The organism is Sulfuricella denitrificans skB26, assembly GCF_000297055.2.
In the GTDB taxonomy this organism is placed as follows: domain Bacteria; phylum Pseudomonadota; class Gammaproteobacteria; order Burkholderiales; family Sulfuricellaceae; genus Sulfuricella; species Sulfuricella denitrificans.
In genome coordinates, this window is sequence record NC_022357.1 from 254,480 (window position 1) to 279,537 (window position 25,058).

Genomic DNA, 25,058 nt, shown 5'->3' on the forward strand with positions numbered 1-25,058 from the left:
GATAGTAAATCTTAATTTTCCTGTCAAAAGCACGCCCAGCTTGTTAGTTCTTAAAGTTAATGCAGACTAAAAGAACATTTCTTTTCCGACATTCTCGGTCATGGGGTAATTTTTGAGACATTGTTCCATTTGTCCACGTGCATATTTCAGCGTTTTTGTAACCCAAGAGATGACATCTTTTTCCTGAAACTGATGTGCATGGCTAAAGTTACCTTCATCAGCGATTGCACGCCATTTTGCGCACATAGCGAGATGCAGATTAGACTGGACATTGCTCCACCGCCCTTCGCTAGGGTCATCGAAAAGTGGACGCCCCGGGATCGCATGCCAATGCGGCTGCGCATGGTCCGCATTGGCAATAGACCTGGAATCCCATTCGGCTCTCAGGATGTATGATTTGGTTTGCGAACCTCGGATCAACGAGATCGAAATTGAGATCAAGCTGAGCCCTTGCCCCTGTTTATCATTCTCGAAGCGCGCAACGAACCCCAGCCAGATAGCCACCTCCTGCGGGTTATTGGGTTCGAAGATGAACGGCATGATAATAAGCGGTCGGGGTGAGCTTTTATCCTCAAATACGTCGGTTAAATTGTTGCGAGCGATTTCGACATATATGGCATTATTTGGAATAATGACCCGCTTGTTCTGCCGTGACTTCAAATCCGCAACACCGTCTTGCAGATGAGCCCCGATCTCGCTTTTTATAATTGTAGTCAGTTCCTTAACGAAGTCTTTACTGTAAGGAATAGACATGGGACTAAAGCGAATACGCCTCTACAACCAAGCTGTTCAGAGCTTCGCGGTCGACATGATGATCATTGGCAATCTCTTCTCCGACAGCACTTAACTTCCGGATGGTAGACAGAGACAAAACCGTTCCTTTGCCAAGCCATGGCAATGGAATATTACGCAGAAACTGCTTTTCGAGTTTAAGCTGACCGCCGCCGATATGAGTTGAAACCGCTTCTAATAATTGACCGAACAGACGTGATGCAGTAATAGCCACATAAGCATATGCCAAGTCATCAGTAAATGACGATTCGTAGGTTTTATGCGGAATCCAGCCATGTCCTACGACCACGACAAAGTCACCGGTTGCATCGTAAGCGAAGCAGCCCTCTTCGCCAAAGTAAGTCGATATGATCTTTTTCTTTTTCTCGAATTGCCATTGTCTTGGCCAAATCAGATCCCACCAATTTAATTCTTCTCGTGCTCTCGAATTGCCCGAGGATATTCTTAGTGTGCTACTGGCGAGCTTTTCTTGATAATACTGCGGTACTAAATTACGCAGCATTTCTTCATCTGCAATTTTCGGCAAGCCTGGTGTATAAGGAAACCAAACATACCAATCACGATTCAGTACACCAAAATCAATTGATGCGTTGACGACAGCCGGCCGGAAAAACCTTGCCTCTTCTGGACTCAAGCTGTGCACATATTCGGCTGGCTGAACGAATACACTATCACCGGTCCTTGATCCCTGTTTTACATCAAACAATTCACCCAGCTTGGGTAAGTAACTATATTTGCCGATCAGGCTCATCAGTTCATAACTACGTGGACGCCAGGGTTCACCATTCCTACCGATGGCATAGTCCGCATAAACACTATATTCAGAGGTGCTGACTGTCTCTGAACTAATGTTGGCAGATGAGAGGCTTCTCAGGGTGCGCAATGCTTTATAAGTGCTGGCTTTTTTATGATCAGCCCAGATTACGCGGCATGGGGCAGACGAATTCTGTCGGCGGATAGAAACGACTAGATTGGCATCAACGAGGGCATTCGTAAATAGGGTTTGGCTACCTAGCTTTGCAATGAGGTGGGGTGTGAAATTTGAAGCGGCCTGCTCGCGCCAGTCCTGTGCAGATTTTGTATCAGTCACGGCAGCAGGCAGGACGGCAGCAAACACTCCCTCGGCTCGGATGCAATCCATGGCTAATTGAGCAAACGCAACCGCAAGATTGGGTTTGCCATTGCCGAACAGTTCGGTCAAACGATCCCGGTATGCTTCGCCCAGGAATTGCCAGGCAGCGTATGGCGGGTTCATAAGAACGATATCCACGTTTTGCGGCCATTCATCTCGATTAGTCAATATGGTATCGCGATGCAGGATACGGTATTCCAGCCTGAACTTCGACGGAAACTGTTTTTCGAAGGCAAGCGTAAAATTGCTGATCTTGAGTGCGGGCTCGGAGATATCCCACCCTTCGATATACACCAAACCGTTATAGCCCAACATATTGAGCTGACGCAGTAATTCCTTAAAAAATTCTGAGGAGCCACAAGCTGGATCAAACACTTTGAGCACAGAAGGAAGGTTTGGTCCCAATGCCCTGAGCGCCTCTTCAACAAGCGTCCGTGCAATAAATGGCGGAGTAAAGTAAACCCCTGATACCTTGTCCTGGGATTTGCTCAGAATTTTCGCAGGTGCTGGCGGGATGCCAGGCAAGTCACGGGTCAAGGGAATTTGGATTCTGTAGTGAACATCCTGAAACAAATTACCCGAACTATGCCTGAGCAAGAGCATGATGAGAGGCTTCAATGAGCTGACGGGACGATCACGCGTTAGCTCGTTCAGTAGCATATCCCATTCAGAATTGCGCAGCATGTCTTCATCCAACTGCAGCGTATCCCCAACACATGATTGTCCGAATGGCTGCGGTGCTGTTTTATCTGATCCGTATGCAAGCAACCGTAGGAAATGGTCAATGGTTTGTGCAGGTGTCGCCTCAAATGGAAGCAGTTGCCTGAGTTGACCCAAGATACGGAGCGCATGAGTCACAATCGATGCATCGCGATTAGGCTCACGTTTTTCCAAGTATTGATGGAATTCGTTGAGACGCTGGCTTACATCTTCGATGGGATAACTGGTCGGGAAAGCAGAAGGATCTTGCCAGCTCAGTACGCTGATGTGCTGATTCCCGATCTTCAGGAAATGTCCAACATCCGATGACCATGCGATGCTCCTAGGGTCATCTTCTGGGTCCCCTGCAACCTGAAGACAGAAATTACCTAAAGCTCCATTGAGCAGAACATAGCCACTTTCATTGCTGTGCCCATACATGGGGACAGGCAGAAGCCCTAGCTTTTCGCGCCAGTAGCTCGGGTCTCTTAATCGTTCTGTTGAGGCGTTCGACATTATTCTACCTTGTTCGCATGCGTATCTTACTCTATAGGGTTAAGAAAGTCATGTAACACATTGAATTAACTTCACTGTAATCAAATGGCTATAATATAGCTCAGTTATGCTATATTATAGCATAATGTCGCGCACACAACGTACTCAAAATTTCCAGACATCATTTGGCGATCGCTTACGCTTCCTGATGCAGGTTCATCTTGAACTAAGCCTTAAGGAACTTGCTGAGCGCTTGCAACTGGCAAGCACCTCAACCCTACGCAAGGCATTGAGCGGTAAAGGTGGAATGGATATAGAGCGCCTGCAGTTGCTGGCTGCAATCCCTACACGGTCAGGGGCATTGCCCAATCTGGATTGGCTACTAACTGGTAGGGGACCCCCTACTATTAGCCCTTATATCGAAACAAATACAAAGGGTGTTACTTGGGCCAATTGGCTGTCCGATGAGAAATTACAAGCGCTCCGGGTCTTAACATCGTCGCCATTTCCCGCCTCCCACGACAGGGCTATAAAATAGCCTCTCGCTTAGTTATCCACATCATCCCACAAAGCCCCAGCCTTGGTGGACTCGACTGCATCCTCAATCTTCGGTTTCAGCCTCGACAGGAAATTGAGCCCCGTTTTCTCCTCCACTTCCCGAACCGTCACTATGTAATTCGGCATATCCGAGCTTTTCAGCTTCATGTTGGGCATGATGAAGGCGATCGCCTCCACCTGAACGGGGTCGTAAACTATCTTGTAGATGTGTGTTGGGACAGCGACCTTGTTGGCACCGATGGTCTTGGGGGCTGCGTTGACGTAGATCGGGCCGGTATAGATGTAAAGCTCACCCCGGTTCAGCGCCCAATGCCGAACCTTCTCCTCCAAATCCTTCCAGATGCCCTGGTTCATGCCCTTGCCAACCTGGGGAACCATATTCGAGAGAAAAAAGCTTTCGCTCATGGACTGCTGGTCCCACCGCATGTCACCGGCCGACGCCATGTGGCCCCGATCGTAGCCACTGCCCTTGTAGTCGGAAAGTTCGGCGCGCTCACCCTCCTCAAGATCGGGGTCAGGCTGGAAGTTATTCGTCCGGGCTAGAGTGGCTGCAGCCTTATCGTGGGTCAGGTGTTCCGCAACCCATATTGGTGTCTTTCGGGCGGGGTCGTGTGCCAGGAGGTAGCCCGTTCGGCAGAGCAGAGTGCCGCTCGTCCCCGGCACCCCTAGTTTGGCGTATTCCTTACAACCCTCCAGAGAGCCATCGGCAGATGCGCCCGCAGTAAGGATGGCAAGAAGGATGACCAGCGTATATCGAGACAAATAGCTTCCAGACAATTTTCCCTCCCCGGAAAAAACACGTTCTGCTATTGTGTTGTTATAAAAACAGAAAGTAAACCTGCATAGAGCGCTTTCCCAAACCCTGAGGCCCTGCGATGGGAGTTAATCCATGAACAGACTGTTTCTCGCTCTCCTGACAATTTCGCTTCTCACCTTTCCTCATCTGGCCGAAGCACGCCGGTCCTCGGATCAGAATCAGACCTATACGCAAGAAGCCTCCCCGAACGAAAGCGACCTAGAGGCCCATGGGCATTACACCAACAAGGATGGCCAGACAGTCCATTCGCCATCCAAGAGTAAGTCTGGCGCAGTTCCAGCAGGCGCATCTGCCCAATGCCGTGACAGCTCCTACAGCTTCAGCCGCTCCCGCTCAGGTACTTGCTCGCATCACGGCGGCGTAGCGCAGTGGCTCAATTAGTGGCGAACTGCCAGTCGGCGTTAACCGCCGACGAACCGACGACTCAGTATTAAAAGGTGTGATTGAATGTCGAATAATGGGACAAAACAAGCCTTGAGGATATTCTTGGCACACAATGCCTGCTTCAATGCGAGCTACGACTTTAACCTGCTTAGAGAAGGCCTAAGACGGCAGGGTTACCAACTGGTCCAAAAGCCCGAGGATGCTGATGAGGTGATATTCGCAGGTTGCGCCGTGCGGGGAAAATGGGTGGACGATGCCATCCGGCAAATTACTTCGATTCACGACCGGGCTCCCAAGGCGAAAGTGACCGTCACCGGCTGTGTTGCTAGTATTGACGCTGAAATGGTGCGCAGCCTAACCCGTGTGCATAACCTGACCATCGGTCGCCAAGAAGATGTTCTTAAGCGCTATACTGGTTTGGAAATTGGCACTTTGGATCGTGATGTCACGCAGGATACCTCAATCGACTTCGAAGGCGCGACTGACAATGGATTGAGTCAACTTCGGCGGCGTTTGGGACCCGAGAAAGCTGAAGTAGTTGCCTCGCTGCAACAGGTGGATAGGGAGCATGGTACGGTGCTGGAATCTACCTACCGGCGCACTACTAGGGGCTTCGTCTTTTACCATGAGAATGAACCTACCGAATTCATTGTGGTCACCCGTAGCTGCCCTTACAAATGCGCGTTCTGTGCTATCCCGCACGGCAGAGGGGCTTACACGTCAGTTCCTTTGGATGCGGTTCTTGAAAAGGCCCGCACCTCTTTGGCCCGCGGAATACGACGGATCACTCTTATCGGTGACGAGGTAGGCAACTACGGCGCCAATGAGAAAGGCCCAAAGTTTCGCGACTTGATGACCGCGCTCCTAGACCTTGACCCGGGCATTCGTCTTTCAATTCGCTACCTCGAGCCCAAACCGTTTCTAAGAAACGCAGACCTTTTCCGTCGATGGTGCGGGGATGGCCGCATTGATCTCCTTTATGTGTCGCTGCAGAGCGGATCTCAGCGAATCCTGGACGCGATGAGCCGCCGCTACAACATTGGCGAGATCGCCAACTTTTATTCTACGCTTCGACGCACGACGGACACCGTGTTTTATTGCAACTGGATGGTGGGGTTCCCGAGCGAAACCCATTCGGAATATATGGAAACCGTTAGCTTGGTAAAAGACCTTAATCTCCAGATCAACACCGCCGTTCCATTCTCGGCGCGGCCAAACACACCAGCAAACGATATGACGGGACAGATCGACGAGCAGGAAAAGGAGCTGCGTGTTGACGGGTTGAAACGGGTCATCGCGGACATCAAGGTGGCAAGTTTTGCAGGCTTGTTTGATGTACTCGAACCGGCACGTCGAGCATCGTTAGTGCAGAAAATCGGCAACGCGGAGCTGGTCGAGCACGATAACCTAATGCCAGGCCCAGCGTAGCAAGAGTTCCGGCCAACGTGGCTGCCGGTCGACAAGCCGAATCATGCATGCGGATGGAGAGATTTTCTGAATAGGTCACCTACGAGCCACTGGTACGAACACACTTTTCTTGCGGTGGATGTCGAGGGAAATGGTCGACAACCACCCGGCTTGGTAGAACTTGCAATAGCCAAGATCGTGGGCGGTACTGTACTGATGCCGCCCAAGGAATGGATGGTGCGCCCATCCGAGCCGATTACCTGGCAAGCTGAGCGCGTCCACGGCATATCTAATCGAGATGTACGGGGTAAACAGACATTGTCGGAAGTGAGTGGGGACTTGGAGCTGGAGCTGGGCGCCGAAATGATTATTGGGCACCATGTAGGAGTTGACTACCGGGTTCTGCAGTTGAGCCTTCCCAAGTGGAAGCCTAGCGCAACGCTAGATACTTTGAAATTGGCCCGGACCGTTGTACCAGGCCTTGAGAGCTACTCACTTTCTGCCCTTGTGGAAGAATTCAATCTCGAGAACGTGCTGGAGGGCCGTCCGCATCGTGCTGCATATGATGCTTTGGCTGCTGCCCATGTCTTTGTTATTCTGGCTAAGCGGTTTGATGGTAACGGCGATTTGACACTCGATGCGATTCTGGACATTTGTGGCTCGAACAATGCGGAACACCGCGCTGAAAACCGGCAAGGAAGTTTGTTCTAAAGGCCATTCTATTGATATTTACCTGAGAAACAATATGTACAAAGGGTCAACAAATGTTTGAAAAAATTATTGCTTTCCTTTTTTGGCTTGGCGAGATCTTTACCACGAGCCGCGATCCATTTTTAGAGGAATACAGAAAGCATTGGAGGCAGATGGTCATGTTCGGCATGGCGGGCCTTCTAGGATTTGTCTGCGCCATGCTTATAGCGCCCACAGATGCGCCGGTGACGGGGCTTCAATTGATAATCAATAAGTTCACGGATCTACTTTACTTAGGTTCTTTAGTGGTCACTTTGTTCGCAGCAATCGGTTTCTTGTGGGCGTCATATCGATACTGGATCTTCGTAGATGAAAATGGATAATTTGAATTTGAGGATTTCATGAAACTCTATGAAAACATTGTAATTGGCAATTTCTTATATGGACTCGGCTTTGCCGTGCGGGCTCGCACCACGACTGGCCTTGTGCCCTCCGTAATCAACCTGTTGCAGCAGACCCCTGCTGACAAGGAGCTGGCCGACGTCTTGCTGGAATTCCCTGGCGTCATTCGCCTTATAGAATTCAAACAGCTCAATAATAAGTCCAACAAGGAAAAAACAAGGCACGAGCAGCTTACCGCGGCAATTGGAGGGGGCACACGTATGGCTGAAGTGTCTAGAGCGATACATTGGTTTGTCGAAACCCATCCGGAAAACAAAACATTCATTTCTCGTATCGTTCCGTACCTTGATGCATACCCGCAAGATAAGCAACAGCATAGCCTTGCCCAGTTTATTAGTTCAATAGCAGAAGATGTTGTTAATGGGCAGAATACATTTTCCCCCAAAGAGCTAAGGGGCTACCTCTCCCTTGTTGCACGCTGCCAAGGATCCGGTAGCGTAAGCACAGGTGGACTGCTTCTTGCGATCAATGCTAAAGGGGATATCAACTTTGTCGAGCTGACCGATATGATGCAACTGCGTCTTCAACACAAGAACTTTGTCGCCGAAATCAAAGCCAACATGGAAAAGGCATTAGAGCAGGACAGGCAGCGAGAACTGTCGCTTGATCGGAAAGACAGGGGTTATGAACATGAGAGATCTTGATCAGCTTTACGATTCGCTCGGGCGAGTTCTAGCGGCTGCTGAAAATCACCAGCAAGCGGCAGATCGTTCGATTCAGGCAATGAACAAGGCTTCAGCGAATCTTGAGCACAAGGCGAACACACTTGATGGCCAACTTTCGAGGGAGATGACGCGCGCCATGAACTTGGCAGTAGCAGATGTCGCTAAAGCGCTAACCGCGCAATTTAAGACGTCCCACGAGTTGGCGAAACAGGCAGAGACCTGTTATCGCAATAGCGTACGGTGGGCAGCTTGGAAAGTTTTTGCAACTGCAACGATTTGCGGGGTTGTTCTGATATTAAGCACTGCGTACCTGATGCAAGGAACAATCCCCCCATATGCTGAAATCGAGGCTCTACGTTCGGAAAAAGCTTATCTGACCAAGAATATTTCCGAGTTGGAGAGGCGCGGTGGTCGCGTAAACTTGTCCCCCTGCAGTGATGGATCAAATCGTCGTCGACTTTGCGTCAAAATTGATGAGCAGGCTGGGGCTTTTCAGAATGGTTACCGCGTTATTGCGGGTTACTAGGTTTTGTTAGCCTACTAAATATTTGGTCCATTGCGTTCGCCGGCACGATGCGCTCAAACGATACTGACTTCCGACCGGTATTCCATAAGCTAGGCCGTGGCATCCACCGGATAGCCTGGTTCGGGGACATAACTTACGCCAGCCGAACCGGAGGGTCTTCACCCATGGCCCAGCTCGTTCTATCCCGCTGGAAGGATAACGAGCACGCCGCTCGTATCCACCGGGACCAGTTCACCACCATAGCGATCCCCATAGCCTACCTTCGACTGTTCCGCATCGGCGATCTATGGAATGGCGAGGAACGGATCGGGACCGACAAGGACTTCGTCCAGGAAACCTTCGAGGACCTGACAATCAATGACGCTACAGTGGAAGTCGCGCCGACCGGTCTCCCTCTGAACCAAGGAGGCATTTCACTATACCCACTACCGTTTTCGGCCTTGGAAGCACACCGAGACCACACTGGGGCATTCTGCGCCCGTGTGCCCGTAGCCAACAACGTCACTCTAGTAGTGCCCTGCATGGAACTCATCCGCTTCTACTTCGGCGCAAGCGGAGGTCTCCTGAAGCGCCTATTTTCTGGCGCATTGGCTAGCCGTCAACTGTACACCTCGGCACGAATCAATCCCGCCACCGGGATCGCACACCTGGATCTGTTCCCAGGTCTTCCTGGCGTCGCGGCCAGCACAGTTGGACGCATCGCGTTCGATCCGCAAGCACGAAAGGCCATGCGTTGGCTCGTTAACTCAGGGGTGAGCGCAGCCGCCAACAAGGAACGCCATTACCCTCGTACCACATTTCCATTCCTTGGCGAGACGACCCTGACCGCTCAGGGCAGGTGGATCGAGCAAGGTAGGCACCGGGTGTTCCTGGCCGAACGGCTGGTCCGATGCACACACCCGTTTCCTTTCCAGAAACTTTTCTACACGTCGCAGGTGAATCTGGCCGCTATGTCTAATGCCTCGCGCCAAAAATCAGAAAGAATGGCGAGACATGACGAGGATCCCCGCCCCAAGGTCTATCTTACCGATGGAATGGTGGCTCGTGACCTGCAAGCGATGGCAGTACCTAGCCCCGAAGACATCGACTGCTCTTTTCCGGACCTCATGACAAAGCACGTCCGGAGAGTCAAGACGGCTAGACCGGTGGGCGCCCACCATCACGCGGCACCAGACGTTACTCTTGCTACTGGTGACCCGTTGTCTTCCAGCAATAATCGGGAAGCCGAAGTGACCACTGAGACCGCAGAACAGGCCATTATAGAAACCTATCCCGAAGGGGCTGCCTTCTTGCATCAAGTGATCGAAGATGTCAGGTTTGAGGGTAATGATTCCATCGAGATGGTTCCCATTCGAGATGAGGCTGCTAGCCAGGAGACCCCTTTCACGCGTGCGGACTACCTGGTGCCGACGACCGACTCTCGGCTTGAGACCATTTGGGCCACTCGGCTAAGTATTAGCGCCCCAGGCATAGAGCCCTCCCTGCTGCTGCTGGTCAAAGAAAAGCCGCCCTGGGCGAGCGAGAACAGCGACGACCAAGGCATCCTCTTGCCCTACCGCCCCGATAAGGATCCGCAGGGTCACGTGCTTGAAAAACTTCTCATCGATTTCGCAGGTATGGACAGAGGGCCGGACCCGAACGAAGGCACGGTGAACTATCCAGGACAAATCGGATTGTCTTACGGCGTCAGTGCCCTGCTGCCCTTTCTGATGCGGGTATGGGGGATAGAGAACAAGCATTACGAAGAACAGAAGCGCCAACGTGCGTTAAGTGTCACACCCCTAGAAAGTGGCGTAGGATAAGAAAAACAACCCCTCGTGAAATCTTATGCCTTGGCCCGTTATCCTAACGACTCTGACTCTCGCCCTAGTTTCTGCTTGGCTGGTATTTATACGAAACTGGGAGGCGTGGCAGGCGATGCTGGCTGTTGCATTTGCCGCTTTTGGAATCATCAGTTTATTGATAGTCGCGATTCAGCTTCTCTCGGATCGGGATGGCCGTGCTGAGAACTGGCGTGTTGTCAAAAAGACATTCGATGATGATCTGGACCAGATGCTCAAGTATTTCCGGATTAGGAAAAGGTAACCCTTACTCTCTTTATTGGCGCCCCGGTGCTAGTTTCCCCAGTGCCTGGACTTACAAGCTGCCGTAGCTGGGCATTTTATTGTGGGTTAAATAATTATCTAATTTCAAATAATTATTAATAATTTTGTGGAGGGACGCGCTTGGGCTATTTAGAGGCCAAATCAGCAGCGTGGAAGCTGATAACTAGCGACGCCAAGCTGAGGTGCCGAGGCGGGGTGGACTGCCAAAGAAACACCTCGATGGACGGGCTAGAGTCGCACATTTGCGAAATGGATATTCGGCAAGCCTGCTGCAATCCAACTTAAAACCGCTTTTGATACAATTTTCTGTGTTTCGTCAGGGAGATAGTCATAAACACTCGTGTACATATAAAAATCCGACCACCCACGATCTATCACTTCAGTAGAAAGATGTATTAATTTTGGACCATCTTCAGAGTCTTCGTTGACACCAAGTTTGTCAATGGTTTCTGCTGCAATAGATTTCGCGTGAGTTCTGGTTGTTTCAATAACGACAAGCCCGTGTTCGCGTAGACAGTCGCAAACTAATTCGATTTGTATGTCGCCAGAGAGAACGGGGACGAGCATGGGTATCCGCAGGACTATCCCGCAGGGATAGCACCGTTTCCCTCCTGGGGGATTTTCTGACCCAACAAGGCAATTGCTGCTGCGAAGCTCTCGCCGCCGCCACACTGCGAGATTTGCAACACCTCGTTTAGCCCCGTTTGACTGGATAAGGAAATCTCCTCATATAGACAGATAGGCAGCTCCTTGTTGTCCTTGAACCGGCGATCCGGACCTCCAGACTTGTTGACATATTTCCACGTCCTATCCACAACCTTTGCGTCCCTTGGAACGGGGTCACTCTCGATGAACCTCCTTGTTCCAACATTGACGCGAAGCTCTTGATAGCCGACGGCTCCAACGCCGTTTTGATCGTAGATGAGGACGCGGTCGGGAAAGAAGTGCAGCGTTTGGCGACCAACCCCGATGGCTATCGTTTCGATGTTGGTCTTGACGTAGGGTGGTTCTGCCCTGCGAACAAACGTTTGCTTTCGGCTAACGAGGTTGCTCGCACCGGCGTGATACTTTCGATCATGAACCTTCCCCTCAGCCTCGATATGCCATGCCGCTGCGCAATCAGCCAACCTTCCGGCGCAACTGTGAAGCTGTCCATAGGCATTTTCCATCTCGGGATCGAAGTCATAGAAAAGTACGACCGTTTTGGCAAGGGCGTCTCGACCATGAGCAACGTATGTGCCCGCAATAGCCACCAGGAAAAGTAGCACCAATAACCAATTCGGCCACCCCGACGACAACCCAACGATAAGAACCGCCATTGAGGCCACAGCCACAATAGGCCAAAGCCGTGTGGTCTTTTGTTTTTGATTCAGTTCATTCAAAAGCTCACGCGAGGAAGAGTCAACGATTTGGGCAACGTCCGCCGACTCGATTTCTTCGAGCGGCGCACGTGTTCCCGGTGGGATTTGAGGGTCAAGTCGCTGCGCAGGCTGGCGTCGCTGCTCGGAAGGTGCAGAGGATGACGGAATGGTTGCTCTGTAATACAACCCACCTCGACCCATGTGGACATAGTTGCCTCGCGGCCCGACTCCGAAGCGTAGTCCTTTTACACCTGCGGAAACTCCGATACCCGACTTCGAAAGATTGAAGCGGAGAGGACCAACACTAATGCTCTTACGAAGATAGAAACCCATGGGCTATTCCTTTAATTCTGACCCCGCCAACGACTCGGATCGATCGATAACCGCCTTGGCAGACCCAAGCGCTATAACCTTGGCCACAGCCATATCGGCTGACGTCAAATACTGAATATGGGAGGTGTGAAGACTATCTTCCATTTTTTTGAGGAAAGTTGCCTCTTTCGTTACTACGTAGCCATTTCCTGCCAATTCACTATGATTTTCAACGAGCTGACTGCGCAGAGCGTCTTTGTCGCTCCATGAGCGCATAGCCATGCGATCCACAATCTGAACAGTGCCGCCCTGCTTAAGACAGGATCGCCCTAACTCATAGCATTGCTTATGTACCTGCTCACGATAGAATGGCATTTCGCTGCCATCGAAGCTTTTTAGTTGCTTACCCAACTGGGCCGAAATGGCCCCTGGGCTTGATCCAATCATCCAGCAGACGAGTGCATCGAATGCTTGATATGGAAGACTTGTTGCTAGTGTGGGGTCAAACGCATTCACCTGAACAATGTGCACTTGAGTGTCTGCCGCCAAATCACGGTGATTAAGTGCCTCAAGCGATATCACTTCGACTGAAATCCCGCTGGCTTTCAGGTGCTCAACCGCTATGGCCACTAAGTGCTCGTTATCCTCAAGAGACACCACCCACATGCCCGCTTGGACCAAACTCAATGTGCTGGCGCCTGAACCACAACCTACTTCCAACACTAAGTGCTTGTCACCCAATTGTTGAGTCATCCAAGCGTAGTGCCGATTCACAGAAAAATGCTCGGCCGAGGCTTTCCATTCATGCGCATATTCCTGGGGAGTCATTGCCCGACCAAATATCGTGTTCATGTCATTCATTTTATTTTGTGGTTCCATTTTTATTTGAATTACGTAGCGATATCCTTAATTAACGCCAACCCCGCCGACCCAAGAGGGGCTGTCGCTCCCACATGCAGCCCAGAAAACTAATTCGGAACGATTGGAGGGTCTTCCGTGTTACAAGTACAGGAGGGAGAGTTGGAGCCATCACAGCAAACCACCCTGCCACCTTGGCAACCACAAACACCTTGTTGCCATGAGCAACAGCCTCTTTGAGCCACTTGCTCTTTATCAGCAGACAAAACCTGCTGGCATTGCTCTTTTTGTATTAACCCCTGATCCTGGCTTTGACTTGTGGTATTAACATCGGCAAAAGCGCCAGAAAAAGCGAGACTAGCGAGAAGAATAAAAAGTAGCTTCTTCATGTTCACACTCCTTTATTTCGCGGTACTGTACACACCTAAGCCCATCGTGATAACAGCCCCGACCCCGAGGCCATAGGGAATATGGGAAAGCGTGCTTGCAAGCAAGGCATTTGAGCCTTGAGGTCCGCCCCGCCCGAAAAATCCCCAGCCAAATGAGGGAAAAAGAATGAACCAAGGCAGCAATGACGTAGCTAAACCGAATAGCAGACCGCCAAGCAAATGATTACTCGGGAGGGGCTGTCCAGTGGCTTGAAAAAAGAGTGGGTAGATAAGCGCCACCCCGCCGCCGCCGACAAGGAAATGGAATGCCCAGCCCATTTTCACCTCATGGGGAAATGGCCTGGAATTGAGGATGTTGGTATGAACGAACTGCCCACGCAGCAAGCCCAGAAACCAACGACCAACCAAAGCGATATTTACTCCGCTGGTAATGCCGACTTTAGCCGCATAAGTTTCGGTGACATCCATGAGTACGGCACCGACTATGCCGCCAAGAAATGCCCAAGCGATTATTTCCATTATTCACCTTGAGTGGATCAGCGTTTGAATTCACCGGCCTGCGCGACTTTTCGCGCAAGCCTAGTGGAATGATGGGTTGGGCAATGGTCGTTACCAGCGAAAACAATTACAAGTTATTCTTAAGCCAACTGGAACAGTCGTCATCAAACCCAGTCCATGCTCCAACACCGGACAAAACGGCAACAAGTAATGAATCGTTATTATCAATAGCCGGGGTAAGCGAGTCTCGCACCTGAACCGCCGTGAGACTTGATTTCACGATCCATGTTGAATCTAGGCAGTGCCACCAAATGCCAATTTTTTTTATTGCCTCAAACAGGTCGTTGTAATTTTGCCCTGGCTGATTGAGATCATAGGTAATGAGATATGTTGCCATTTGAGGCTCCTTGTTGATGGAATCTAATGTAATTGTAACAGGCGCCCGCGCAAAGGATCACGTTGCAAAGCGCCCACTTACCGGGTGTCCTGTTGCCCGGTAAGCCGGGCATAGGCGCTAGCAATGGAGCAAACGCCTTGCTTCGATAACAACCAAGCCATGGCATCGCTTCGATTCAAAAAGACTTTCAGATTCCATCTCTCATCCCGTGGATATGAGGCCAATGTTTCCGTGGAAAGTATTGTCGCCCGATTGTAAGCGACCACGGCCATTACATTTATTTCTTTCAGGGTAGCCAACTTTTGTTGGGCATCGAAATTATATGTGTAGGAGTTAACCTTATTAACGAGTAACGAAAATGGGGCTCGTAAATGTGAAAGCAAAAAGTCATGGTATTGACCCACCATATTTACGTCCATTTCAACGCCATCATTAATCATGACTTCAGCAATATCTTCTCGAAGGATAATAATTTTGGCAAAAGGCAGCTCATGTAAGCTCATATTAATCACCCAGCCGCCCAGCCTTGGATACTAAGATCCTTAGAACATGGGATTCAACAACTGCACGATTCATTATGAGCGCCCCGAAGTACCTTGTTAGCATATGCCATAATAATACAAAAACTTATCAAGTGACTGTTTATGCGAAAATATTCAATCTACTCTTCCTGACATATGTCAGCTTTTTTGCGGTCTTTACTACTCCACTATTTTGGCACCGAACATAATATTAAGCGGCGGGTTTAATCGGAATACACAGTATCGATGTGACAAAGTGCAGCGACATGCTTCCTTTTTGGACCAACTGCAAAATTACGGGCCTTAAAGCCTCTCGCATCCGGGCCAGTTCATAGAGTATGCTCACCACGTAATTCCTGGTGCATATATTTCTCTGCAATAATTTTTACTTTGGGCCTTTCTCTATTGCGTGTAGGAGATCATGAATGGGTTGGAACGACCATATAGACGACAGTGAACTTGGCAATCTTCCGCCAGAGGCATTCAGTCCATTTAATGTTGATGAGCCATTTGACCCTCAAGATCATTGGCTCGAGACAGCAGATGAAGAAGAGCAACGAATTGCGATGCGAGAATGGTTTTTGGCACGCTTCTGTGACCCAGCTATCGAGACTCCCTACAACGGTCGCGAGGGAGGATATCTTTTCATTAACGGAGGGCCTTATGACCCTGATGATGAGATATCTCACCGTTTTGCCGGTATTGTTGACGACGATGTTATTCAGGAGGTCGTCCACGATTTATATACTGAGGTTGGTAACCAATGGGCTCCAATTCGCGATGATTTTCCCAGTGATTTCGATTTCGATGAGCGGTTTGATCTTCAACTTCTGACCAGCAATGAACCGTTGGACAAGCTCAAGGCACGCTTGCAGCATGCCCGACTAGTTCTCACCCTTGAAGGGGATGAGGTTGCAAAGTCACTTGCTGAAAAGCTGGTCTTCGGTGGAACGGTCGCGGCTCTGGAGGCTTTCCTATGGGAGACGGTAGATTACTGGGTTGAGCATGACGAAAGGGCTCTACACGATATCGTGACGCGAATCCCAGCGCTGAAAGACCAACCGATGAAGCTTGGTGACATCTTCAAGCAACATGCCGGCCTAAAGGAGCACGTTAAGGGTTACTTACAAAATCTCGTCTGGCATCGCTGGGATAGAGTTGCACCGCTACTCAAAACCGGACTCGGCATAGAGCCCCCCAGTTTCAAGCAATTTGAGGAAGCACTCGTCAAACGCCATCATATTGTTCATCGAAGCGGCCATGACAAGACTGGGAATCCAATCTCGGTAACGAAGGAAGAAATAGGTTCACTGTGCGATATGATTGAAGCATTCGCCACTGAAATCCATGCCAAGCTGGCACCGCGAGGCCTTCCATTGAATGAGAATAATACTGGAGAGTTTTGAGTCGGTCGGCATCATGCAAATTCAACGTGACTGAATATTAACCTCAGCACGAAATCCACACACCGTTACGCGGTCGCTGGATTGCTTTGCAAATACTGAATCAAAGCCTGGAATTGAGATTGGGCTTTTCCGCTAGGATCAATGATGGAGTGGCTAAAATATTTCTCGATGTTTGCCGCAGTAATTTCCGTGTTGATCGGATCGTAAGTAGTTCCATTGGCGCCGCCGGCCGTATGCCCCATCATCCTGATGAGTGCAATCTGGCTCAGGCCTGCGACAGCGGCCGTGTTGCCGCTGGCAACCATTTTGTTATACAGCGTTTTTTCCGCAGGGTTGAGATTGGCCATGGTATTGACGAGCCCCCCGGCCTTTTGCGCGTAATCGAGTTCTTCAGCTGTAAGACTGTCGGGGCCATGGTTTTCTTTCATCTTGTCGCGGATTGCAGCGAACCTGGTGTCGTGGGCGAGCACGTAATCCGTTTCTTCCTGCGTTCTGCTCAAGGCGTCTTTAGACTTGATCTCGGTGAGCCTGGCGTCGACTGAATTGGTGGAAGATAGCGCAAGTGCATCCCATGCTGCTTGCGAGATGGTCACTGCATCGGCGGTTTTTGCCGGTTCACCGGCAGAGGTTTGCCGCTGGGGCGGCAAGGTTGTTTTTGCCGCAACCGCAGGCAAGGCTGCATAGGGCTGTATTGTTATCATGGCATCCTCGATTGCCTGTGTAATTGATTTGCATTAAGCAACTTGTATGCCATAGCCATCTCGGCCAGATTGCAATCTGCCGACCTGATGCGCTGTTTATAGGCATCAGCACACTATCCGTTTTCGTGGTCGAGCCTTCCAATGTTTAATCCCAGTTTATTGATGCGCACCTGAAAACGATTGGCGTCCTGTCCTCCAAAGTGTTCAAGGATGGCGCGAGTGCGTTGAAGGCGATGGGCGGAGAGAATCGTCCCGACGTCATCATCAGTTCGATGCGCATGCCTGACATGACCGGGGTGACTTGGTGGGGCGCTGCGCGCCGATGGCGAGACAAACGTCGAGAAATTAATTATCACATATTCTTAATTTTAATCCCTCCAATCAGCTTTCTGGAAAGGCGTACAGTTGAAATCGACCCATTAGGAAAACTCGAGATAAGCGCTACGGATGACCGCTCCTCGGCTAAAGGAGCCGGTCGCTCCGGTCCGAGTTCTGTTGACTATCGACGCCGCTTTGTGGCGGGCAGTTAGCAAGACGTTATTTCGGGTTCGTGCCATTTTCTGCCGGTCGAGGTGTAAGATATCCGGCAAGAAAGCTGTCGGTCACGACCGGCAACAAGCGGCCATTAGCATTCCATTTGCTTGGTGGGCGGATAAGATGCTTGCTGTGTGCAATGCTCGCGGCAAGCGTGGCCAGTAGAATTCGGACAATAACGAACCGATGGAGTCGCTATATAAATGCCTACACTTGCCGATTCGCGCGTCGCCCCTCCGAAGGGCTGGGACGAATTTGAAGATATCGTGTGCTCTGCGGCCAAGAACCGCTGGCGCAATTCGGATTTCACGCGACACGGACGCCAAGGGCAAGAGCAGCATGGCGTAGACGTATATGGGAAAGACGATAAGGGGCAAGTGGTTGGCTTGCAGTGCAAGAACACTTGTTCCGGGGTGACTGAGCGGACAATTGAAGACGAGGTGGAAAACGCCGAAGCCTTCGAGCCGGCACTGAGGATGCTATATATCGCCACAACGGCCCTCACGGACAAGAAGATTCAGGCGTTTGTTCGCACTCGGTCAGAGAATCGTCAAGCGGCAGGTCTCTTTGGCATCGAAATCCTGTTCTGGAATGACGTCTGGCACGACCTTACTCTCGATGAGGCGCGTGTTTATCAGCATTTCCCACACTTAAAACCACATGCAGTGACTGAACGGGAGCAACCGCACGACCAGCGTCTATTTCAGGAATTCCAGTCGGTCTTTTCCTTCGTGCCGGCTATTCAGCTCCTTCGGGACCATGATTTCGGAGGATCGTATCCCCGCAAGGCCATTCAGCCACTCTTTGATTTTGTCGAGGCCTGGAACCAGCCCGACAGGGAGTTTCTTGACAAAGGCCTACAGGCAGCTCTTGCAGACCTCTACCGAGCGGCTCGTGTCATGTCGAATCACTTATGTGACAAGACTGTGCCGATTGGCAATGGTGATTACGCTTCCGTGTTCTCAGACCAGCAAAGAGCGACTGGCCCTCGACCCGAGCATGTCATAGAGGAGGCTCGCATACTGAATCAACAGGCCAGCCTGTTTGTTCCAATCTACGAACACTTCTTCAGGTTATGTCGCTCAACGTTGTCGAGGTAGGGTTCGGGAAGTAGTTCAAGAGATTCTATGGCTCCTTGAAAGGCTGTTTCGGGGAATCTCATCGACTGTAATGGGTTATTTGGAGAAATGAGTCTCGCTAAATTGTTTGCCAGATAGCTGCCCTTCGCCAACTTCCGCTCAGGGTCTATTCTGTTGAAAAACTCTTTTTCTGAGGGAGGCTAAAAAAATGCCCGGTGCTGTTGCGCTCAAAGAATCCTATCAACGGCCTGTGTTGTAAAAGAATTAAGCGTTCTGCAACGAACTATTATGTTCCACATGACCCCGGGTACGATCTTCGAGAGAAAACCGATCTAAACGGCTAGAATTTTTTCAAACCACATGAAAAATGAGTTTTTCAACAGAATAGGTCGATTGTGTGAGTTCGAACCGGAACGTGGCCGAAGCAGACGTTCCTTTCGTTTGCAGCGAAGTCTTGGCCCGTTGATGAACGTTCGGTGAGGCCGACGATTGCCGATGTGGTAGATCTCTATTTGGCACCTTGAGCAACGGTACATAGCCTGACAATCTCAGCAGCGGACAACTTGTGGTGCTGAAGCTGCTTCTCCACTTCTTTTGCGCCCCTAAAACCTCCGGAAGTGGTTAACGACACCGAATAGGCGCGAACCGCATCTCGCAGTTTCTTAAGACCTGGGCCATTCACGATCCGTATGTCCGCGTGCGGCGAAGCGGCGAACTCGAAGACTGTTTTTGGGTGAACCATGATGGGCGTCATAGAGCACGTCTTGTCGTATTTCTCGCTGAACCAGACTATCGACCCGTTTAGCTGATTGGTGTCGGCTTTCGAGACCCTGTCGGCCAACACTGCCCCACTCTTGCACTCTATCACCAGGTACTTAAGTCCTCCGAGCGCCCAGAGATTGTCCGGGCCGCGGCCAACCTTGTCTTCCGGTCGCTGCGATCCAAATCCCAGGAACTGGCCCAAGTCCAGCATAGCGGCTTCGAAACGCTTACTGCCTTCTTCTCCCCAGTCTAGGTCGTCGAGCAAACCATTCACCCAGATAATGAGATCATTGCCTTCGAGGAATCTGTCCATGAAGCGGACGGCTGCCGCAGCTTGGCCGGCGACCGGCGCACTTAGCTTGTTATAGGTGGCACCGGTGATGGGCTTTAGTAGGCGCGAGTTATGGCTCACGGCAGCCAATTGTAATTCCTGCGCGTTCGCAGGGTTTATGAAGTTGGTGTATTCGGCAAGTTGCTGCTTTAGGTAGCCCTTGACTTTAGCCTCCGTCGTTCCATTCACCGCTTCCTGCGCCTTGTCGATGGCGATGTCGTACCTGCCGATGCGGACGGCATCGAATGCCTCCCGAAGTTTCACTTGATTCTCGTCGAGATTACCGCCATTGATCGGCGGCGCATTCACTACGGCGTTTCGGCCAGCCTGGGTCCAGTCGTCGTCCTGCTTTAGGCACAGGTTTAGAATCGGTTTCAGTTCTTCGAGGGGCTTGCCACGGACCTGGGCTGCGACCGCCTTTCCAAGAGCGATCTGAGCGCGGGTTGCCGACGAGAACATTTCCTCCGCTTCCGGCTGATGCAGTCTTTGGGTCAACTTTCCGCCGAGCAGCAGCACTACGCAGTGGTCGTCGCTTGATCGAACACCGCGGCCCATGCCTTGCTCGATTCGTTGAACCTGGCGAACCAACTGTCTCTTGGTCCCGTCGAGAAGGAGCATCTCGAGACGCTCGCCCAAACCGTATACTTCCGGAAGGCCATCTATGACGAGCAGCTCGCATGCTGCTCCTGGGAGGTCGATGCCATCGTACTTGTTTATCAGTACGGTCAGGCCAACGTGCCCGGCCTTTAGGCGATCGACTCCCTTGTGGATGTTGTCCTTGTTCAAGACACTTTCGGCAACATCTTTCCAGAAGTCGGCTCGCTGGTTCGACGGTACGATGACCACCACGTTTAGTTCTTTTGCGATGCCGGATACCAGTGCCTTGATCTCCTCGACCGTGAAGTCGGGGTTGATCTCCTGCGGCGCGAGGATCATTCGATCCCCTATGTCCCCGCCACCTTTTGGCCTAATGGGCTGCGCGACCTCGGCGGCATCGGCCTGGAAATGACTGACCAGAATCGTGTCGTCAGCTAGAGTCGCCGTCATGTAAATGCGCCTTTGCGCGGAAGCAAAGGCCGGGATGCGGTCGATGGGGACAAAGCGCGGGGCGATCTCAAGCCGACCGCCCCCGAACAGGCAGGCACACTGTGGGATGCACTCATTCAGCAACGGCCAGTTCCACTCAAGCTCATTAGTGTTCCTTTGGGCGTGCAGGAGACGGACGACATCGTCCTGGTGAGCCTGCCAGGCCCAGTACGGCACGGCCATGACGACACTGGGATCCTCAGCCTTGACATCGAGCAGACCGGCCGGCGATTGCGCTTTCAGATCCTCCTCGAAGAGCGCCAACAGCCCGTCGTAGACCGGACTCCCTGCCGTGGACTTTATACAGAATTGGTCGTGCACGACCCCTAGGCAAGCGTGGGCATCGTCGATCACGATGCAGCCTATCGGAATCTTCCTCTCGCCGACTCCGAACACCGAACGGCCGTTGAAGAGTTTGTGGACGTTAGCCACCAAGATGGAGCGACCGGCTATGAAGTCCGGATCCTTCTCGTCACCGGTTACGGCGATCCCCAGCGCTTTGGCTTCCGCGAGCACTTGCACCACCAAGAAGGGGTCAGGGGTTATGTAGACGGCGGGCTTGACGTTTTCGTTGAGCGAACCCTGAAGGCAGAGCAGACCAACCACGGTCTTGCCGCCACCGGTGTTCATCTTAATGGTCAAATCCCTTGCGGTCCTGCGTGCGTACCACGCGTCTAGAACATCCGCTTGTTCATCAAGGGGACGCTTGAAGCGCGCATCGCGCTTCAAAGTAGTGAATATCTTTCGCGGATCCGTTTGTTTCGCAGCTGTTCCCGCATTCAGCTTTCCGAAATCCAAAGCCATTTACCCCTCCTGTTTTTTAGGTTTTCTAATGTTTGATTCTGGCATAAATTATTTGAGGGGACTAATATTCAGTAGCGGCACCCATTCTGATGCGAACTTTCCCGCGCAGGCGGCGTCTCGCTTGCCGGAGCCAGTTGAGTCTTTGGGCGGAACGTCCGCTTCTGGCCGCTTGTTGCAGGTCGCGACCGTCAGCTTTCTCGCAGGATAGATGCTGAGCAGCCGTTTAAGACAATGCGACTAGCATGGGTTAAGATAAAGCATGTGTGGACGCTACCCCGAGCGTTTTATGGAAGCCCGTTAGCCGCAAGGTTAATAGCCCGCAGCATGATTCGCCGGATTTGATTGAGACAGCCTTGATCTGACAGGCATTGTAAGTGCGCGAACTTCCCCTCGTGACACACAGCGCCCATTTCACTGGAATCCAGCCCAATGGCCGGTCTGGAGAAAGATGGCTGAGTACTATCGACCCTAATCCGTCTGATGACATATGGAAGGCGATTGGCCGCTTACCGCGACTTAGGAGACGCTGGTGGAAACTGATCATCCGGCAGGAACTCGGCCAAAGCGGACTGTCACAAGTTATCTGATTCTACTATCAGCGAATGTCTGCTTATTGAGTTCTTTGAGTGACGCTTCTGCCCCTGATCCAGCAGTTTCAGTGTACACTTTTACTACAATTACTAGGCTTGTCCCACATTCGTTTTGCGGATAATTAGTTACGCTTTATGAGTGTTCTTATTTTCCATAAGAGTTATTTTAATGATTATTCTTCTTCCCGTAATTTGTTAGCATAACTTCACTTGATTTTCATGATACGCAAACTTGTAAGTGCCTTAGCACAATTCTTTGGCTTTGCTCAAAAACCCAGAAATCCACTCGAACAGAAATTTAAACTCCTGGAATTTAATGACCGAGCCTCAGCCACATCAGCAGCACGCCAACAGGGTGTTGCTGCAATCATTCGCGGAGGGAAAACCAATAAATGGCTCCTCTTTACCTGTCCTTGTGGATGTAATCAGCAAATCGCGCTAAACCTCATGCAGAGTCACAAACCTCACTGGTCGATAGAAATACGCACACCCACCTCATTTTCTGTTCATCCATCCGTTGACGCTATGCAGTGCGGTGCCCATTTCTGGATTCGTGATGGAAGCGTTATTTGGTGTGAGTAGCCCAGACCATATCAAGGTACGGCTGTACATCTCCACGTCCCCACATTGTATGATCGCCACAAAAACAGCCGTCTCTTGGCTCGATACGATTGGTCCGAATGCGCGACTGGTCAAACGCTAAAAGCACTTCAGAAGATTGACGCTCTTCCCCCATAAATCCGGTTAGACGATGCAGTAATTCAGAGATGGCTGCGCTGGCAGTTGCGCTAGTAAAAGCAATTACAGCTGGTGCCGGCTCATCAAGCTCTGGTGCATAACCATCACGGATTTGGTTGCGTCGATCTTCATCAGAAAGAGTTTCGACTCGAATAGCTTCAGCCGATATCCGCCCACGGCAGAAAAGACAAGCTTCTCCAGAAATCAAAGTTGTCACGCGACCATATACACTTGTAATGGCTCCATGTTGTGAACTTATCAATACGCCTAAATCTATTACGGGAATATTGTAATGCATTGCTAATTGAGTAAGAATCGAACGTGGCAATTCATTGTCTGTACAACCAAATACAACGTCGCAATCTCGAATGGATTCAGCCGTGTTTTTGTCAGTTATGTGTTTAGGAAAGACGTCTATGATGGTTTTTAAACCGATACTATCGAGGTGCCTTTTAATTATTTCAACCTTGAACTGCCCGGCATCATCAACCTTAGACCCATAAACACGATTGACGTTAGTTGCATCCAATACATCCCCATCAAACAATGAAAGACGCCCAACCCCAAGGCGGCATAATTGTTCGGCCACTGGCGAACCAGTCCCACCCAATCCAACAATGCCGATATGTAAATTGGAAAGTATTTTCTGAATATCTTGGCCAAATGCTCTAACTTGACGATCAAAGATAGCAGTAATTTCGTTTTCTGGATTCTTAGACCAACTACGAATTCGAGCCCCCACTTCTAAAATGACATCTGCTGGTTCTTGGTGCGGAAGATATAATCGTCCACGAATATCATTCTCTGTTAGAACCAATGTGCCATGCACCCTGTCGGGGACGCGTTTCTGTAAGAAAGGCAGAAGCTTCAGTTCTTCACCATCATCTTGATCGGAAAAGTCAGCAAAACCTTCTGGATGTGAGTGAGCAAAGATAATGCTGAGGTTCTCAATCTTGGCTTGCTTAGTTATCCGTACCAAAGCGCTAGATGAAATGCTTAAGCCATAAGCTTCACGGTAAAGGAAATCCTCCTCAGCTATCGGCATGATGACATGCGCAATAAGTTTTGTTGCGCGTTCAGTCTGAGATTGCCCACACAGCAAAAATGCCGCCCCCTCCACTCCCATACGATCAAAAAGCAGTTTTCGCAATAAAGCCATTTGCGGTTCTAGCAATACTATTCTTGTGTCTCTCATACCTTCCCCACCCCTTGAAGTTCTCTTTGAATCAGAGCGAAGAATGTCCTAAGACAATCGACGCCCGGTTGCCAATTCCCATTCAAATGTCGTGAAAACCGTTGCCATGAGCGTCCCAAGTGCGATTCCATTACTTCAGTAGCCTGCGCAAACTGCCCTGTTGTAGTCAGTCTAATTGGCGGATCGCAATACCACATGTCCAACGGTGACATCGGGTATTGAGGTGGAATTCTAATCATCAGATCAATCATCGATGGAGTGAACCCCCCAGCCGTAACGTCAAATTCCTTAATTAAGAGGCAAACAGCACCCTGCGGATCAGGTACTACCTCCCATTTGAACTCTCGTTCACTGAGGAATTTCACGTCACGGACTGGCAGATTCATTTCACATGCCTCCTGGATTAATCGTGCTTGGCGCCGTATAAAAATCAGATCCTGACTTCACATCGTAATTGGACTCGGGGCGAATAAGTATGTCGTCCTTTGGTCCATGCACATCAAGCCAAAGATCACGATCACCCGGCACTGGTACGAGTGCGCGAAGCTCTGCACCTGTAGCTTCGTTACTTGGCAATACGTATTGCACCTCATCAATTTTGATGTGGACGGCATGTTTTTGCTGCTTTGATTCATGGACAGAAGTGTTCATTTTTTGCTCCTTATTATGGCTGGTGAATTTATATTAGCCAACAATTAGCTAAATAGCAAGCAAATTTAATTGTAATTATTAGCTAGTTAGTCTATAGTTTAGAAAAAGGAGAT

The 25,058-nt window shown here is 50.5% G+C and carries 25 protein-coding genes; 10 read left to right on the forward strand and 15 right to left on the reverse strand.

Translation table 11 applies throughout. From position 1 onward, the window contains the following. Window positions 1-66: 66 nt before the first annotated feature. The 3 genes from SCD_RS01165 to SCD_RS01180 all read right to left on the reverse strand — a co-directional run bounded on the left by SCD_RS01165 (window position 67) and on the right by SCD_RS01180 (window position 4,438). Window positions 67-753, reverse strand: a complete 687-nt coding sequence (locus SCD_RS01165) for a hypothetical protein (protein ID WP_009206970.1) — start codon at window positions 751-753, stop codon at window positions 67-69. 4 nt (window positions 754-757) lie between these two features. Next, the gene (locus tag SCD_RS01170; protein ID WP_009206969.1) at window positions 758-3,139 is read right to left on the reverse strand and encodes an N-6 DNA methylase; all 2,382 of its coding nucleotides are present in this window, start codon (window positions 3,137-3,139) and stop codon (window positions 758-760) included. 525 nt (window positions 3,140-3,664) lie between these two features. Next, window positions 3,665-4,438, reverse strand: coding sequence for a DNA/RNA non-specific endonuclease (locus SCD_RS01180; protein ID WP_009206967.1), 774 nt, complete (start codon window positions 4,436-4,438; stop codon window positions 3,665-3,667). A gap of 127 nt (window positions 4,439-4,565) precedes the next feature. Here SCD_RS01180 and SCD_RS01185 point away from each other — a divergent pair, with 127 nt between their 5' ends. The 7 genes from SCD_RS01185 to SCD_RS01215 all read left to right on the forward strand — a co-directional run bounded on the left by SCD_RS01185 (window position 4,566) and on the right by SCD_RS01215 (window position 10,429). After that, window positions 4,566-4,874, forward strand: coding sequence for a DUF3761 domain-containing protein (locus tag SCD_RS01185; protein ID WP_009206966.1), 309 nt, complete (start codon window positions 4,566-4,568; stop codon window positions 4,872-4,874). A 105-nt stretch (window positions 4,875-4,979) separates the two neighbouring features. Further along, complete coding sequence (locus tag SCD_RS01190; RefSeq protein WP_009206965.1) at window positions 4,980-6,305, forward strand: radical SAM protein; 1,326 nt, start codon at window positions 4,980-4,982, stop codon at window positions 6,303-6,305. A gap of 150 nt (window positions 6,306-6,455) precedes the next feature. Next, window positions 6,456-6,995 carry a 3'-5' exonuclease gene (locus tag SCD_RS01195; protein WP_051338759.1) on the forward strand — a complete coding sequence of 180 codons (540 nt, stop codon included), beginning with the start codon at window positions 6,456-6,458 and terminating at the stop codon, window positions 6,993-6,995. A 53-nt stretch (window positions 6,996-7,048) separates the two neighbouring features. Further along, a complete protein-coding gene (locus tag SCD_RS01200) occupies window positions 7,049-7,357 on the forward strand; it encodes a hypothetical protein (RefSeq protein WP_009206963.1) in 309 nt (102 codons plus the stop codon). Between the two features lie 18 nt (window positions 7,358-7,375). Further along, entirely contained in the window at window positions 7,376-8,080 is a 705-nt protein-coding gene (locus SCD_RS01205) for a hypothetical protein (RefSeq protein WP_009206962.1), read from the forward strand. Continuing rightward, window positions 8,067-8,627: a hypothetical protein gene (locus SCD_RS01210; RefSeq protein ID WP_148290722.1), complete on the forward strand. Its 561-nt coding sequence runs from the start codon at window positions 8,067-8,069 to the stop codon at window positions 8,625-8,627. The genes SCD_RS01205 and SCD_RS01210 overlap by 14 nt, the downstream gene beginning before the upstream one ends. A gap of 164 nt (window positions 8,628-8,791) precedes the next feature. Then, the gene (locus SCD_RS01215; protein ID WP_009206960.1) at window positions 8,792-10,429 is read left to right on the forward strand and encodes a hypothetical protein; all 1,638 of its coding nucleotides are present in this window, start codon (window positions 8,792-8,794) and stop codon (window positions 10,427-10,429) included. Between the two features lie 531 nt (window positions 10,430-10,960). Here the strand turns inward: SCD_RS01215 and SCD_RS01225 are convergent. From SCD_RS01225 to SCD_RS01250, 7 genes are all read right to left on the reverse strand, one after another. Next, window positions 10,961-11,299 carry a hypothetical protein gene (locus tag SCD_RS01225; RefSeq protein WP_009206958.1) on the reverse strand — a complete coding sequence of 113 codons (339 nt, stop codon included), beginning with the start codon at window positions 11,297-11,299 and terminating at the stop codon, window positions 10,961-10,963. A gap of 14 nt (window positions 11,300-11,313) precedes the next feature. Further along, window positions 11,314-12,426 carry a DUF4236 domain-containing protein gene (locus SCD_RS01230; protein WP_009206957.1) on the reverse strand — a complete coding sequence of 371 codons (1,113 nt, stop codon included), beginning with the start codon at window positions 12,424-12,426 and terminating at the stop codon, window positions 11,314-11,316. A 3-nt stretch (window positions 12,427-12,429) separates the two neighbouring features. After that, window positions 12,430-13,266: a class I SAM-dependent methyltransferase gene (locus SCD_RS01235; protein WP_009206956.1), complete on the reverse strand. Its 837-nt coding sequence runs from the start codon at window positions 13,264-13,266 to the stop codon at window positions 12,430-12,432. 107 nt (window positions 13,267-13,373) lie between these two features. Continuing rightward, window positions 13,374-13,652 (reverse strand): hypothetical protein, encoded by a 279-nt coding sequence (locus tag SCD_RS16295; protein WP_148290723.1) that lies wholly within the window; start codon window positions 13,650-13,652, stop codon window positions 13,374-13,376. A gap of 12 nt (window positions 13,653-13,664) precedes the next feature. Further along, a complete protein-coding gene (locus SCD_RS01240; protein WP_041673280.1) occupies window positions 13,665-14,171 on the reverse strand; it encodes a DUF2938 family protein in 507 nt (168 codons plus the stop codon). A 106-nt stretch (window positions 14,172-14,277) separates the two neighbouring features. Continuing rightward, the gene (locus tag SCD_RS01245) at window positions 14,278-14,547 is read right to left on the reverse strand and encodes a hypothetical protein (protein WP_009206954.1); all 270 of its coding nucleotides are present in this window, start codon (window positions 14,545-14,547) and stop codon (window positions 14,278-14,280) included. A 77-nt stretch (window positions 14,548-14,624) separates the two neighbouring features. Then, window positions 14,625-15,050, reverse strand: coding sequence for a hypothetical protein (locus SCD_RS01250; protein ID WP_009206953.1), 426 nt, complete (start codon window positions 15,048-15,050; stop codon window positions 14,625-14,627). Window positions 15,051-15,493: 443 nt separating this feature from the next. On the opposite strand from SCD_RS01250, the gene SCD_RS01255 reads away from it, so the two are divergent. After that, a complete protein-coding gene (locus SCD_RS01255; protein WP_009206952.1) occupies window positions 15,494-16,474 on the forward strand; it encodes a hypothetical protein in 981 nt (326 codons plus the stop codon). Window positions 16,475-16,539: 65 nt separating this feature from the next. On the opposite strand, the gene SCD_RS01260 is transcribed toward SCD_RS01255, so the two are convergent. Then, window positions 16,540-17,175 (reverse strand): hypothetical protein, encoded by a 636-nt coding sequence (locus tag SCD_RS01260; RefSeq protein ID WP_009206951.1) that lies wholly within the window; start codon window positions 17,173-17,175, stop codon window positions 16,540-16,542. Window positions 17,176-17,912: 737 nt separating this feature from the next. Between SCD_RS01260 and SCD_RS01270 the strand changes: the two genes are divergently transcribed. Further along, on the forward strand, window positions 17,913-18,809 hold the full coding sequence (locus SCD_RS01270; RefSeq protein ID WP_009206950.1) for a hypothetical protein: 897 nt from the start codon (window positions 17,913-17,915) through the stop codon (window positions 18,807-18,809). Window positions 18,810-19,296: 487 nt separating this feature from the next. Here SCD_RS01270 and SCD_RS01275 read toward each other — a convergent pair whose 3' ends face one another. Continuing rightward, window positions 19,297-21,771, reverse strand: coding sequence for a DEAD/DEAH box helicase (locus SCD_RS01275; protein ID WP_021035741.1), 2,475 nt, complete (start codon window positions 21,769-21,771; stop codon window positions 19,297-19,299). Between the two features lie 1,037 nt (window positions 21,772-22,808). On the opposite strand from SCD_RS01275, the gene SCD_RS17075 reads away from it, so the two are divergent. Beyond that, window positions 22,809-22,943: a DUF6527 family protein gene (locus tag SCD_RS17075; protein ID WP_408645534.1), complete on the forward strand. Its 135-nt coding sequence runs from the start codon at window positions 22,809-22,811 to the stop codon at window positions 22,941-22,943. On the opposite strand, the gene SCD_RS01280 is transcribed toward SCD_RS17075, so the two are convergent. The 3 genes from SCD_RS01280 to SCD_RS01290 are packed head-to-tail and all read right to left on the reverse strand — an operon-like array spanning window position 22,927 to window position 24,945. Next, window positions 22,927-24,273: a HesA/MoeB/ThiF family protein gene (locus tag SCD_RS01280; RefSeq protein ID WP_198408606.1), complete on the reverse strand. Its 1,347-nt coding sequence runs from the start codon at window positions 24,271-24,273 to the stop codon at window positions 22,927-22,929. The genes SCD_RS17075 and SCD_RS01280 overlap by 17 nt on opposite strands. 17 nt (window positions 24,274-24,290) lie before the next feature. Further along, entirely contained in the window at window positions 24,291-24,680 is a 390-nt protein-coding gene (locus SCD_RS17080) for an E2/UBC family protein (RefSeq protein ID WP_009206947.1), read from the reverse strand. Window position 24,681: 1 nt separating this feature from the next. Then, window positions 24,682-24,945, reverse strand: coding sequence for a multiubiquitin domain-containing protein (locus SCD_RS01290; protein ID WP_009206946.1), 264 nt, complete (start codon window positions 24,943-24,945; stop codon window positions 24,682-24,684). Between the last annotated feature and the right edge of the window lie 113 nt (window positions 24,946-25,058).